12 protein-coding genes are annotated in these 13,875 nt (G+C 40.3%); 8 read left to right on the forward strand and 4 right to left on the reverse strand.

Annotation, left to right across the window (positions count from 1 at the left end; all coding sequences use genetic code 11):
* Window positions 1-25 precede the first annotated feature (25 nt).
* Genes pstC through pstB form a run of 3 tightly spaced genes read left to right on the forward strand, consistent with a single transcriptional unit; the run spans window position 26 to window position 2,792 of the window.
* A complete protein-coding gene (gene pstC, locus MIC7126_RS0101370; RefSeq protein ID WP_017651323.1) occupies window positions 26-1,027 on the forward strand; it encodes a phosphate ABC transporter permease subunit PstC in 1,002 nt (333 codons plus the stop codon).
* Between the two features lie 50 nt (window positions 1,028-1,077).
* Window positions 1,078-1,956, forward strand: coding sequence for a phosphate ABC transporter permease PstA (gene pstA / locus MIC7126_RS0101375; protein ID WP_017651324.1), 879 nt, complete (start codon window positions 1,078-1,080; stop codon window positions 1,954-1,956).
* A 41-nt stretch (window positions 1,957-1,997) separates the two neighbouring features.
* Window positions 1,998-2,792 carry a phosphate ABC transporter ATP-binding protein PstB gene (gene pstB / locus MIC7126_RS0101380; RefSeq protein ID WP_017651325.1) on the forward strand — a complete coding sequence of 265 codons (795 nt, stop codon included), beginning with the start codon at window positions 1,998-2,000 and terminating at the stop codon, window positions 2,790-2,792.
* 89 nt (window positions 2,793-2,881) lie between these two features.
* Here the strand turns inward: pstB and petJ are convergent, their stop codons facing one another.
* A complete protein-coding gene (petJ, locus tag MIC7126_RS0101385) occupies window positions 2,882-3,214 on the reverse strand; it encodes a cytochrome c6 PetJ (protein WP_017651326.1) in 333 nt (110 codons plus the stop codon).
* Window positions 3,215-3,576: 362 nt separating this feature from the next.
* Window positions 3,577-4,071: a GNAT family N-acetyltransferase gene (locus MIC7126_RS0101390; RefSeq protein ID WP_017651327.1), complete on the reverse strand. Its 495-nt coding sequence runs from the start codon at window positions 4,069-4,071 to the stop codon at window positions 3,577-3,579.
* A gap of 263 nt (window positions 4,072-4,334) precedes the next feature.
* Here MIC7126_RS0101390 and MIC7126_RS0101395 point away from each other — a divergent pair, with 263 nt between their 5' ends.
* On the forward strand, window positions 4,335-5,228 hold the full coding sequence (locus tag MIC7126_RS0101395) for a DMT family transporter (protein WP_017651328.1): 894 nt from the start codon (window positions 4,335-4,337) through the stop codon (window positions 5,226-5,228).
* Window positions 5,229-5,605: 377 nt separating this feature from the next.
* Here MIC7126_RS0101395 and MIC7126_RS0101400 read toward each other — a convergent pair whose 3' ends face one another.
* Window positions 5,606-6,775 carry an RpoD/SigA family RNA polymerase sigma factor gene (locus MIC7126_RS0101400; RefSeq protein WP_017651329.1) on the reverse strand — a complete coding sequence of 390 codons (1,170 nt, stop codon included), beginning with the start codon at window positions 6,773-6,775 and terminating at the stop codon, window positions 5,606-5,608.
* An 809-nt stretch (window positions 6,776-7,584) separates the two neighbouring features.
* On the opposite strand from MIC7126_RS0101400, the gene priA reads away from it, so the two are divergent.
* The gene (gene priA / locus MIC7126_RS0101410) at window positions 7,585-10,113 is read left to right on the forward strand and encodes a primosomal protein N' (RefSeq protein WP_017651330.1); all 2,529 of its coding nucleotides are present in this window, start codon (window positions 7,585-7,587) and stop codon (window positions 10,111-10,113) included.
* Window positions 10,114-10,127: 14 nt separating this feature from the next.
* Here the strand turns inward: priA and MIC7126_RS0101415 are convergent, their stop codons facing one another.
* Window positions 10,128-11,627 carry an FAD-dependent oxidoreductase gene (locus MIC7126_RS0101415; RefSeq protein ID WP_017651331.1) on the reverse strand — a complete coding sequence of 500 codons (1,500 nt, stop codon included), beginning with the start codon at window positions 11,625-11,627 and terminating at the stop codon, window positions 10,128-10,130.
* Between the two features lie 234 nt (window positions 11,628-11,861).
* On the opposite strand from MIC7126_RS0101415, the gene MIC7126_RS0101420 reads away from it, so the two are divergent.
* From MIC7126_RS0101420 to MIC7126_RS28525, 3 genes are all read left to right on the forward strand, one after another.
* Window positions 11,862-12,449, forward strand: coding sequence for a hypothetical protein (locus tag MIC7126_RS0101420; protein WP_017651332.1), 588 nt, complete (start codon window positions 11,862-11,864; stop codon window positions 12,447-12,449).
* Between the two features lie 234 nt (window positions 12,450-12,683).
* A complete protein-coding gene (locus tag MIC7126_RS0101425) occupies window positions 12,684-13,259 on the forward strand; it encodes a hypothetical protein (protein ID WP_017651333.1) in 576 nt (191 codons plus the stop codon).
* Window positions 13,260-13,331: 72 nt separating this feature from the next.
* Entirely contained in the window at window positions 13,332-13,868 is a 537-nt protein-coding gene (locus MIC7126_RS28525; RefSeq protein WP_017651334.1) for a hypothetical protein, read from the forward strand.
* The last annotated feature ends 7 nt before the right edge of the window (window positions 13,869-13,875 follow it).

Here is a 13,875-nt window from a genome sequence, read left to right on the forward strand (position 1 = left end):
AAACAGTGTAATTTATTGATTTGTAATGGCAAATTCATTTGAACCTACTGATAAAAATTCATCACACCAACTGAATTTAGGTGATGAAAACGTTAATTTGACAGCTACTGGCGACAGAATTTTTTGGTTTGATCAAGGGTTTACATGGTTAGTGTATGCCTTTGCGGTGATTACTGTTGCAGTACTATTTTTGATGAGTTTGATTATTTTCCGCGAAGCTTATCCAGCGGTGGCTAAGTTTGGGTTGGGGTTTATCTGGGGTTTAGATTGGGACACAGGTAATCAAAATTTTGGCGCTCTACCTTATATATACGGGACTTTGGTAAGTAGTGCGATCGCGATTATTTTCACAGTTCCAGTCGCCTTAGCGATCGCTTTAGTTACCAGCGAGAATTTCTTTCCTCCATCGGTACGCTCAACTATAGCGTTTGTGGTTGAGTTAATTGCCGCAATTCCTAGTGTAATTGTGGGTCTATGGGCTATCTTTATCTTTATTCCTGTTCTGGAAATTCCCCAAAAGTGGATAGCTAGTATTTTTGGCTGGATACCATTATTTGGTACAGTAGACCCCGCTGGGACAAATATTTTAACCGCTGGAATTGTGCTAGCGATTATGATTTTGCCCACCATGGCTGCAATTTCTCGTGAAGTTTTGTTAGTAGTTCCTAAGGAGTTACGCAGCGCATCTATGGCGTTGGGAAGCACTCGGTGGGAAACAATTTTTCGGGTGTTGTTACCAGCTGGATTTTCTGGAATTGTCAGCGCCGCCATGCTCGCATTAGGTAGAGCTTTGGGCGAAACAATGGCTGTGACTATGGTGATTGGTAACTCGGCTCAAATTAGCATTTCCTTACTCGATCCTGCTTACACCATTCCTTCTGTATTAGCTAACGAATTCGCCGAAGCTGAACCCGGATTACACATTGGTGCTCTCAGCTATTTAGGCTTAATTTTATTTGCTTTAACTCTAGCTGTAAATATCGGTGCTGTGCTTTTGGTACAGTGGGTAGGCAAGAAAAATAAATAGCTTTTCTCACCAAGTATATATTACACATAGCCAGAATTTTATTCAGCGAAATGAGCAGCTATCAACAGTCAGAAATAGATAAATCTCTAGCAGCAGAATTGTACAGTCCCCTCCCGTCCACAAGACTGTTTTTTAGCTACGGGATGAATGCGATCGCCTTTTTTTTCACTGCCTTAGCCTTAGTTCCCTTAGTATCAATATTGTGGGAAATTTTAGTACGGGGAACTTCCGGACTCAGACCGGCAATGTTTTTCACCTCAGTCATTGATAATGGCTTTGGCAATGCTATTTTAGGCACGATTACCGTTGTCCTCATCGGTTCAGCATTAAGTATACCCACAGGTCTTTTAACAGGTATATTTCTCGCTGAATTTAGCAAAAATAAATATGCTAAAACAGTGCGCTTTATCACTACTATTCTCACAGGTGTTCCCTCAATTGTTGTCGGGATGTTCGCCTACGGGTTGATAGTTTTAACAACTAAAGGATTTAGCGCTTTAGCTGGTGGGTTTGCTTTAGCAGTTATCATGCTTCCGATTATCGTCCTCACCACAGAAGAAGCTTTAAAACTAATTCCTGTTCCTCAACGTCTCGCCTCTGCAGCTTTAGGTGGAACTCGGTTCCAAACCATATCTCGTGTTGTTGTGGCTGCAGCGATTCCGGGGATTACTACAGGTGTTTTGTTAGCTGTTGCTAGGGCTGCGGGTGAAACAGCGCCCCTGGTTTTTACTGCTTTATTTAGCTTAGATTGGTCAGAAGGATTAATTAGTCCTACTGCTTCTTTACCAGTCTTGATTTTTAACCTTTATAACGACCCCAGCCCGGAAAGAAACCAACTAGTTTGGACTACTTCCATCATTCTCCTGAGCTTAGTTTTGTGTGTCAGTCTTCTGTCTCGTTTAGTTATTAGCAAAACGAGAAAACGCTAAAGCAACAAGATTATTAATTTTTATTTCGCCTTTGAGTAAATATGAGTCAATTAACTCCCGCTATCCAAGTCAAAAACCTCAGCTTTTACTACAGTCCCAAAAGCACTAAACCGGCGATTGAGGGGGTATCAATGGATATTTATAAGAATCAAGTAACCGCCATTATTGGCCCTAGCGGTTGCGGTAAATCTACCTTCATCAAAACCCTCAATCGGATTAGCGAATTGGAAGGAGATGTCAAAATTAATCCTGAAGGACGTGTAGAATTTTTGGGACAAAATATCTATGACCCAAAGATTAATATCAATCGCTTACGCCGTCAAATTGGGATGGTATTTCAAAAGCCTAATCCTTTTCCCATGAGCATTTATGAAAATGTTGCTTATGGTGTGAAAATAGCCGGTAATCCTTCTAAAACAGAATTAGATGAGATTGTGGAATCTGCTCTCAAAGGTGCAGCTTTGTGGGACGAAGTTAAAGATAAACTACACCAATCTGCTTTGGGGCTATCTGGTGGACAACAGCAGCGCCTCTGTATCGCCCGCGCTTTAGCAGTCAGACCAAAAGTCCTGTTGATGGATGAACCTTGTTCAGCCCTCGACCCCATTGCAACTATTAAAGTTGAAGAATTGATCCATAGCTTGCGTTCAGAGTTGACAATAGCGATCGTTACTCATAATATGCAGCAAGCTACTCGTGTATCAGATTTCACAGCTTTCTTTAGCACCGATGAAAGCCGCATTGGACAAATGGTAGAATTTGGCGCCACAAATCAAATCTTTAGCAACCCCCTCGATACCCGTACTCGTGACTACGTTTCTGGGCGTTTCGGTTAAATTTTTGGATTCTCTGCTCAAAAATTATATTTTCGTGCAGTAGAGACGCAAAATTTTGCGTCTCTTTGTAACATTAATAAAACAGACTACTACTTCCAGTTTTTGTCTGCTTTATCAAGTACATAAGCAGCTACATCTTCGATTTGAGCGGGTTTTAACCGACCTTTAAAAGCAGGCATAGCGCCTTTACCATTAGTAACTTGAGCGATAATAGCTTCGGCTGTATCCATGTGGAACTTTACCAAAGCTTCCTTCTTCAAAGTTTTTGCCGCATTAACTAAATTCTTACCACCTGCGTGACACTGAGCACAGTTAGCGGTAAAGACTTTAGCTCCACTGGCTGCGTCTGCTAAAGCGGGACTGCTAAAGGCAAAAGTGAAGATGGCAATGCCTAACAGTATTACTGAAAAAATTTTCTTCATTTCGTGTTCTCTCTACAACCAAGGTGGATTCGGTGGAATGTCCTTTATGATTGTCAGTTGATGCTGTTTCCTTCGTCAAAAGACAGGCTGTCAAACTTCGTTGTAACTATTGCCAAGTTTGGGTATCCGGGTTATTAGCTGCGGCTTTGTCACTACAAAGCTATCTACTAAGAGTGACATGCAAGTTTTTGTAAATATTCATACTCAATCACTAATAATGAATAAAAAATGAAGCGGAAAAATCTCTAATTTCTCCAGCAAACTTAATTAGCGCTATCCATTTGATAAGTTTGTAGTCAGCACAAAGCGTGCTTTCATCTTCGAGGACTAAAGTCCTCACTCTGATTAATTTTTGGATTTGTCTATTTTTGGTCAGCTAAAGCTGTCAGCGCTTCTTCAGTAACGCGACAAATTCGCCAGTCATCTAAAATATCAGCTCCCATACGGCGATAGAAGGTTTTCGCTGGTTCATTCCAATCTAAAACGCTCCATTCCAAGCGTCCGCAATTTCGCTCCACTGCTATTTGAGCTAATTTAATTAACAACGCTTTCCCGACTCCTAGACGTCGAAATTCTGGTTTAACAAACAAATCTTCTAAATAAATTCCTGGCTTGGTTAAGAATGTAGAATAGTTATGGAAGAACAGCGCAAAACCCACAGCTTGACCTGCGTTCTCAGCTAATATTGCCTCAATATATCTGTGATCACCAAACAGATGCTCTTGAAGTAGCAAAACATTACCAGTAACAGCATGAGTTAATTTTTCATACTCCGCAAGCTGTTGAATTAAATCAAACAATACACCACAATCATCGGGTTCAGCAAAACGCAAAGTTAAATTTTTATCTGTAGTCATTAGCGTATAAAAAAGGTTACTTGTGTAATTAGTTTATGACTGAGAATATCAAAAATTCTCAAGTTTTTAATTCCAAAATTGAGATGAATAAAGAATTAAGTACTCCAAGTTAGAGTTAGTATAAAAAAATCATAACTATTCTATCTATCTTCATAGGCACATATAACTTTTATTACCAGTAAAAAGTAGTATCATAAGTTTTGAGCAAAGAATTGTGTAGAAACATGTTCAAAGTATTTATTTACCTAAATTTTGATTAATTTATGCGATTAATTGTGAGATCTGGAAATTCTTTATACATTCAAGGAATAATACTAATAATTCTTATTAACATAATTGGGGCGACAACTTTTCCCTTAACCAAGGAAATAGTGAGTGACCTATCGCCTAGTGCATTGATTGCGGCACGGTTCATTATAGCTGCAGCCGTTTTCGCCCTCAACTTACGCAACATTAACAAGCTTTTGCTACGTGATGGTACGATTTTAGGTTTTTTGTTTTTTTTATACCTAGCTATTGAAACAGTTGCACTGCAGACGATACCTGCAAACCGAGCAGTATTCATCGCCAGTCTGAACGCACTCATCGTCCCCTTACTGGGGTGGCTAAGTGGTCAGCGAGTAATTTTGAGAACCTTTATCGCTGCAGGAATAGCTGTGATTGGTATTGGCGTAATGTTTTGGGAAGGGGGAGAGCTACGGTTTGGTGATATATTGATGTTATTTGATGCTTTCGTCTATGCAGCTTACACAATGTTCCTAGGGCGAGTTGCGTCTCGTCACCCCACCTTAACTCTCACCAGTGTGCAACTTTTGTTCATTGCGGGGCTGGGTATGGTGTGGAGTAACACTGAAATTTTTACTGAGTTTGCAACAATTCGTCAACACTGGGGAGCGATTCTCTACCTAGGGTTAGTAGCGACGGCTGCGGTCATTTGGCTACAAACCCTGGCTATGCGCTGGGTTCCCGCTGACGAAGCGGCTTTATTGTATACACTTGAGCCGCTGTTCACGGTGGTTTTCTCATTCTGGCTCCTAGGAGAGCATTTGGGAATCCGCGGTTTTATGGGTGCGGTTCTGGTTTTGGCTGCATTAATTCTGAGCCATACCCCTGACAAGGGTGAGTCGAAAGCTGAAGTTGAGATTCAGAGCAGTTAAATTCCGAACACAGATGTTGTGCGATCGCTACGGTGAATACATAGCAGATTATCTCAAAACCTGAACCAGATAGATATGGTTTTGAAATTAAATAGCCATAAAAGCTAAGGATTCAGTTCGGGGGTAATTGAGACGTTGGATATACGGCTTTTTTAACTCGTAAATCAGGTTTACAACTCGTAAATTAAGTTCACGACTCGTAAATTAAATTTCTGGCTTGTAAATTAAGTTCACGACTCGTAAATTAAATTTCTGACTTGGAAATCAAGTTTACGACTCGTAAATCAAGTTTACGAGTCGTAAATCAAGTTTTTGGCTTGTGAACGTGTAATTATCCCAGAATTTGCCACTAGCGATCGCTAAAATACTCCTATCGTTTAAATTAACCACCCCTTTAACCGTTTGGCGATGTGAGGACGGCGCAGTTTCCGCATGGCTTTACTTTGAATTTGTCTAACTCTTTCCCGCGAAAGATTAAACATATTCCCGACTTCTTCCAGGGTACAGGGTTCGCTAGTTGTTAACCCATAGCGGAGGGAAATCACATCTTTCTCCCGTGGAGTCAGCACATCACCCAATACTTCCCAAATTTCCTGACGCATCATGTTTTCATTCATTTTTGCTTCAGGTGATTGGTTGTCTTCGTCTTCTAGCAAATCCATCAACTCTGTGTCTTCTTCTTTCCCGACACGGTGGTTGAGAGAAAGTGCTTGACGCCGTAGTTGTTGTAATTGGCGTAGTTGTTGGACGGTGATTTCCAAAGCTTCGGCCATTTCGGCTTCGGAAGGATTGCGAGAAAGTTTTTGTTTGAGTTCTCGTTGGGCTTTTTTAAGTTTGTTAAGTTTTTCAACAATATGTATCGGTAAACGAATTGTGCGCGCATCATTAGCGATCGCTCTAGTAATTGCTTGTCTAATCCACCAATAAGCGTATGTCGAGAACTTATATCCTTTATCTGGGTCAAACTTTTCTGTAGCTCGATTCAAACCCATTGCTCCCTCTTGAATTAAATCCAGGAAAGGGACTCCGCGATTGAGATATCGTTTGGCGATGGACACCACTAACCGCAAATTCGAGCGAATCATTTTGCGTTTCGCTACTCTACCTTGATATAAGCGACTTTCTAGTTGCTTTTCGGTCATATCTAGTTGAGCAGCTACTTGTAGCTTTGTCGGATACTGTCCTAAATCTGAGTGCAGAGACGCTTGTAATTCTCTCACTTCTTCAATAAATCTGACTCTCCGCGCCAATTCCACCTCTTCGTCAGGTTTTAGCAACGGATAGCGCGCCATTTCCTTAAAAAATGCGCCTACAGCATCGTCATGCTCTGTTTTGTTATACCCCGAAGGTCGGGCTGCTGCCATCTCGTCCCCATCACGTTCCTCTGATTCCAGGTTTTCTGTAATTGGGGAATCTTCCTCTACCACTAGTTCTAAATTATCGAGTGATTGATGTTCATGGTCAGCAGCGTTCTCCAGTGTTTCCATTGTTCCCAACTGAGCAATATTCATAGTTTCCTTTAGGGATTTTTGCTTTGTTTGGTACATCATTCAGTGACAGCTGCTCGCTTGAGGCTTGGTAGTTTTCCCTAAGAGACAGATACACCCGTTTGACCGTAAAGTCTGAGTCTGGAGCTAATTTCTCTTTGCAATTTTTCAATTAGTTTCTAGCTGACATTCCTGAGCTACCGCTAGATCCAATTTTTCACAAATATTGGCTTTTGCACCCACCAACCTCATCCCTAGTCCACCAACCAATATATTCCTTATTTTTTTATCAATCGCCAAATATGTCAAACTCCCTCAAACTTTCTCAACCTTAACCAATATGAATTTCTTTGCTAATTCTGCCAAATTCTTAAAAATTTATATAGTTTTATAAAGTTTTATAGACTTTATAATTTCGCAATCATTTAAGAAATTGGCTTCGGGGTACTAAGTTCGTCTGTCCCTGATAGAATTTTACGAATGATGATGCAAAATTGGCAATTTACAAATTGGAGATTTCTTGTTTGTATAAAAGCATCTCATAGACACAATGGATTGAATATCTATCGATAGGGAGAAAAAGACTATGCCCTATTTAGTAGATACGTAGACCGTTTCCGACTTGGAAAAAGCGGGTGAGATGCTTTAATTGTGTGTGGTGGACACTAAATATTTATGACACGTGTAGTGGAAATTAATTTGTCTAGTAGATTACATAAGAGAAAATTTATCAAGTATTATAAAGGATAAAAGTATTGCGAAATACAGTTGACAAATCAAAGAGCAAAAAGTAATAGCTGAGTGAAAAAGTCCAACTTTCAGTAACTAGGTAACATCCTGATAAATAGCTGTATATTAAAATAGAAACTATGTATATAAATGGCATAAAATCATCCAATTTTGTTGTGGCTGAAAGTGGGGAAGTATATAAACAAAAAACCGCAGAAAATCAGTGGGTAGAAGTATTAGTAGATTGTCCCGGAAACTCAGGAATATTTACCTACCGCTCGCCATCTCAGTTAGAAATCAAACCAGGAGATATTTTAACTGTACCATTTGGCTCACAACAACTAGGGGGAATTGCCATCAGGTTACTAACACAGCCAAATGTCGAGATAGCGCCAGAAAAAATCCGCGATGTGGAAGATGTGGTGAGTGTGGGTTTTTTTCCCGGTAGTTATTGGCAATTGCTTAATCGAGTCTCAGCATATTACTATACGCCATTAATTCAAGTGATCCGGATGGCTTTACCACCTGGATTATTAGGGCGATCGCAGCGTCGCATCCGTTTAACTATTTTAGGCAAAAGCAGACCACCAAAGGATACAAACAGTGATACTGTCGCCTCTTTTCTCACTCCCTACGCCCAACAAATTTTGGCACTTTTGCAAGCACAACCTGCGGGAGATTATAGTTTTGCCTACATCCAACAAAAAGTTAAATCTGCATATCGTGGCGTCCGGGAATTATTGCGATTTGGTTTAGTAGAAAGTTATTTAGAACAACCAAAATTAACTAAAGCAAAACAGCAAAAAGCTGTCACTCTCATCAACACAATTGACCGTGATTTAACCACTCGCCAAAGAGAAATTATCGACGTATTGCGGCGACGTGGTGGGGAATTGTGGCAAAATGAACTGCTGCAAATTTGCCATGCTAGCCCTTCCACCCTCAAAGCTTTGGCTGATAAAGGTTATATCGTCATTGAAGAACGGGAAATATTACGCACCGAACAAGGGCCAGCATTAGCCAGCGATTTCCCTAAAGTTCTAACCGGAGCGCAAACCAGCGCCCTAGAAACAATACAAACCTTAAATAGCTTTGCTCAAGTTTTATTACACGGCGTCACAGGTTCAGGCAAAACAGAAGTATATTTGCAAGCGATCGCTCCCATACTCCAGCAGCATAAATCCGCCCTCGTCCTCGTCCCCGAAATCGGACTCACACCCCAACTAACAGACCGTTTCCGCGCCCGATTTGGCGCAGCAAAAGTTAATGTCTATCACAGCGCCCTCTCAGACGGTGAACGCTACGACACTTGGCGACAAATGCTCACAGGGGAACCCCAAGTCGTCATTGGTACCCGCAGCGCCATTTTTGCCCCATTACCCCACTTAGGTATTATCATCTTAGACGAAGAACACGACAGCAGCTTTAAACAAGACGCCCCCATCCCCACCTACCACGCCCGCACCGTCGCCCAATGGCGCGCCGAATTAGAAAATTGTCCTCTCATCCTGGGTTCCGCTACACCTTCTCTAGAAAGTTGGTTGAGTTTCCAAAAACCAAATCAACACAACCCCCGTCATCCCTCCTACTATCTCTCCCTCCCAGAACGCATCAACTCCCGTCCTCTCCCCCCAGTAGAAATAGTGGATATGCGCCAGGAGTTACAGCAAGGAAATCGCTCCATATTCAGCAGATCCCTACAAGCAGCATTAGAGCAGTTAGAACAGACAAACCAACAGGGAATTTTATTTATCCATCGCCGGGGACATAGTACATTTGTCTCTTGCCGCAACTGCGGTTATGTGCTGGATTGTCCCCACTGCGACGTATCTCTAGCCTACCACCACACCGAAGACGGAGCGCCGCAATTATTGCGCTGTCATTACTGTAACTACGGGCGTACCCATCCCCAACACTGCCCAGAATGCGGTTCCCCATACCTCAAATTCTTTGGTAGTGGGACTCAGCGAGTAGCCCAAGAACTAACGCGACAATTCCCCAAGTTGGAATATATCCGTTTTGATAGCGACACCACCCGCAACAAAGGCGCACACCGCACCCTGCTTACCAAGTTCGCCAACAAAGAAGCACATTTATTAATCGGGACACAAATGCTCACCAAAGGCTTGGATTTACCGCAGGTAACATTAGTGGGCGTCGTCGCTGCTGATGGACTGCTACATCTGTCAGATTATCGCGCCAGCGAAAGAGCATTCCAAACCCTAACCCAAGTAGCTGGGCGCGCTGGGAGAGGAGATGACCCAGGTAGAGTAATTGTGCAGACTTATACACCAGAACATGAGGTAATTGCGGCAGTTAAACAGCATGACTTTCAATCTTTCTCCCAAGCAGAGCTAGAACAACGACAAGCGCTTAACTACCCTCCTTATGGCAGGTTAATTTTATTACGCTTGAGCAGCCTTGATCCAATCCAAGTCCAAAACACAGTTCAAATCATCGCCACAGCCATCGGTACAGGGGAAGGATTTGAAATCCTAGGCCCAGCCCCAGCCAACGTTTTCCGGGTAGCAAACAGATATCGCTGGCAGATATTGATCAAAATTGACCCCGATACATTGCCAAAATTGCCAGATTGGGAAGAAGTGCGATCGCTATGTCCTCAATCTGTTAGCCTGACAATAGACATAGACCCGCTAAATATTATGTAATTTTGTGAATATTTCTAATAAATTAAACCCCATAATGCCAAAACTCCGCAAATTATCACCAAAATAATCAACCATAAAATTTGCGTAGTTCGATTAACTTTGGCTAATATTTTTTGGTAAGATAGCCGATGATTCTGAATCAAGAAAAAAGCTTGAGGACTGAATAAACTCGGCAAGAACCGACTAAGTGATAATCTGATAAAAAAGTTAACAATCCACAACGATTGACGCCAAGGATCTTGGTTATATTGCCACGGAAAAGCAATTTGAGACAACCGTACCAGCGCTTTCACATCATCGGCTCTTAAAGATTCATATAAAGGTAAAGCCCGTGAAAGATCATCATCAGCTTTAGATAGTGCTTCATGCAAAACATAAACATCTTCCAAAGCGGAATTTACACCCTGTCCAATATCTGGCGGGAAACAATGAACAGCATCACCTAATAGTACTATTCCCGGAGCATTTTCTGCTGATTCCTGGGTCAATAAAAAATATAATCCCGCACAATATTGAGGAATCGGAAAATAACCACCTTCACTTTTCACAAATCGGTCAGCTTCTGTTGGTGTAACTATTTCCCGAATTGGTAATTGAGGAAAAGCTTGCTCAAGAAAATTAGCTAAATCCTCGCTATTTCTTAACTGCCAAATTTCATGATCAAATGGTGTAATAATATTAGCAGTACGCCCCTCCTCCGGATTTTTCAGCGGTAATATACCCAGAGTAATTAAACGCCGACGACCTCTAAAAGCTCCGCGAATCGCGTAAGCCATATCATGTATCGCCAATTCCTTACCATTACGATCAACAGGAAACTGAGGCGGTAGATTCAACACCTTATACCGCAGATTTGAACTAGGCGAAGGAAAAAGCTTCATGACAAATCTATCTGAATTAGATTCCTCCCATTCCTTGAGATTCTGACGAACAAAAGAGTTAATCCCATCACAACCAATCAAAAAATCAGGCGTAAATTTGCAACTATCGCCATCCTGGGACTGAGCCAAAATTTCTAGCTTTTTCTCATCAGCAATATTGGTAGCAACTTGATTGATTTCTACACATTTTGTTTTAAAAAATACAGTTATATAATCCTGCCAATTTTTTTCAATTTCCTGATATAACAACAACACAAAACTCTTTCTTGATATCCAGTAAGCAGTTTTTCTATTTGCATCTATGATGGGTAAATTCAAAGTTTTGCGGCTGCTATCTGGTTGAATCACCGTTAAATAAAACTCCTGAGTAGGAACGCTAAGTTTAGCTAATTCATCAGACAATCCTAGAAAATCAGTTAATTTTTGACCCCGACCATCGATCAGATAATTAAAAGATTTATCTGGTTCGTAGTAATCAGCAGCTACCCGTTGTTCCAAAACTGTAATATTTTTCCAACCCCGTTTAGCCAGCATTAATGCAGTAGCTAGTCCAGCCGGGCCACCACCAACAATCAATACATTCTTGCTTTGATACTTAGTTTCCTGAGAATTGGGAGATGTTTCAGTATGCATATCATTGATGTTGCCTGAGGAAATTCAAACCTTAGTGTAGCGCGATGATATGATAAATTCCTCCCCTCCAGGATGATTTATGAATAATAAATAGCAAAAATAAAACTACAGATGAATACCAAAGTATAACTATCTGTAGTTTAAATTTAATGTGAATCTCCAGCAGAAGCGCACGTTAAAAATAGAGGTCTATTGCCTCTCGTGGATAATACATTCGGATTAAAGGTAATAAAAATGACATCTTTTGAATCAAATGAGAGTAATACAGTTGAAGTGAATAACATCAGGTTTGAAACTCTGCTATCAGAGAGCGTATTAACCATCCCAAAAGCCAAGCATGGTGTTTATACTCCTGTACGGCTGGGTATTCGGATTACTAATAATACGCAAAGTTTTTTTTACTTTTCATCTTATGTTTATTCGATGTTTCCAGAAATGATAGCACCAGATGGTCAAGTCATGGTAACAGGTTTGCACTCCGAACGAATTAACCCACCAATTGAATCTGATTATGTACTGGTAGTGCCAGGAGAAGCAGTAATATTTTCTCGTGATGCCTTTCTTTTTTGGATACAGAACCGTAAGAAAAAGCGTGATCGAAAGTTAACTTTGAACATTCCTTTTCCATGTGAAGACATTTATGCTTTTCGTCCACTGTATTCAGGTATATATCAATTTCGCTTCAAATATCGTCAATCTCGTGAAGGGATGGAGGAATATTATCACTGGATTGAACCAACAACATTACAAACAATATTACAAAATCTTTGGACTGGAGAGGTACTAACTCCACTTGTAGAGATTCGCTTAGTAGAGTCATAAATTGAAGTCAGTAATGAAATGAAAGTTGGCCTTGTTGGCTGGGAATGTCGGTTATCTAGTAGCATGAATTAACACGGCTGCATAAAATTTATGTGTAGCATTAGACTGAAATATTGTTTTCAAAAACATCTACAAATTAGTAAAAACTTCATGCGTAAATTCCTGGCAACAGTTTTAGCTGTAGTTTCAGTCTTTTTTGGGATAATGGCATCAAGCTACGTATCGAGAAATATCATGACTAATGAAGACGTAAAAATTGAAAGGGTAGCTCATATGACATCTTTTGAATCAAACAATAACGTACTTAAAGTCGATGGCATTCAATTTATAACTTTAGTACCTAAACAAGTGGTAGATATTCCTCAATACGGTGAAGAAACTTCCATGCAATTTGGCGTGAGAATTATGAATCAAGCATCAATTCCCTATCATTTTGATTTACAACGCTTTTATCCAGAAATTTTAGATCCACAAGGACAGATTTTACAAATGGATGGAGGACAAAATGCAACAAGGGAGGTAGAAAAATCTGATATTCCACTACTCATGCCCGGAGAAAGTTTGGATTTTTTGATGGATGCCAAATTTAATTGGTATAACAAAAAATGTTTATCGGTTTCAGGAAATGCAACTTACGGAGGATTTTGGATTTTTTGGAACATCATGCCTGGTAGATATCATATTAGGCTCAAATATGAAAATCAACTAGTCAAAAAGAAGATGTTGATATCACCAAAAGGATGGACTGAAATTGATCAATTTTGGATAGGTAAAGTTATAACGCCTTTTGAAAATTTTTATCTCCGCTAAAACTTCAATCTATCTGATTGAAGCAAAAGTAACAAAATTGCTATGAACCGCTAGATAAAGAAGGTAGCCTATATGACATCTTGTGAATCCAACAATTCCAATGCTGTTGAAATAGATGGAATCTGCTTTGAAACCTTAGTGTCAGAGCGGAAGTATAATCTTCCAATATTTGGAGAAGAAACACCAATTAAATTTGGAGTAAGAATTACTAATAACTCATTAACTCCTTATCGATTTGAATTACCACAGTTTGTACCAGAAATATTAAATCCACATGGAAAGCCTATAGAACCAAGTTTTGGTAGAAATGCAACCCGATTTGTAGAAGAGTCGGATATTCCTTTAATTATGTCCGGGGAAAGTTTGGGGTATTGGATGGATGCAAAATTCAAGTGGTATAGCAAAAATTGTATTGAGCTTTTCGCTTATGCATTGTACGGAGGGATTTTGAGATTTTATAACTTTAAACCAACTAAATATCAGATTCGGATGAAATATATCAACGATTTACCTACGCGAAAAATTCGTTTATCCACAGGCTCCACAGAATACAGCAATTTTTGGACTGGTCAAATTGCCACAAATTTAGTCAATTTCCGCCTGAGATAATTTTAAC

Source organism: Fortiea contorta PCC 7126, from assembly GCF_000332295.1.
Classification (GTDB): Bacteria; Cyanobacteriota; Cyanobacteriia; order Cyanobacteriales; family Nostocaceae; genus Fortiea; species Fortiea contorta.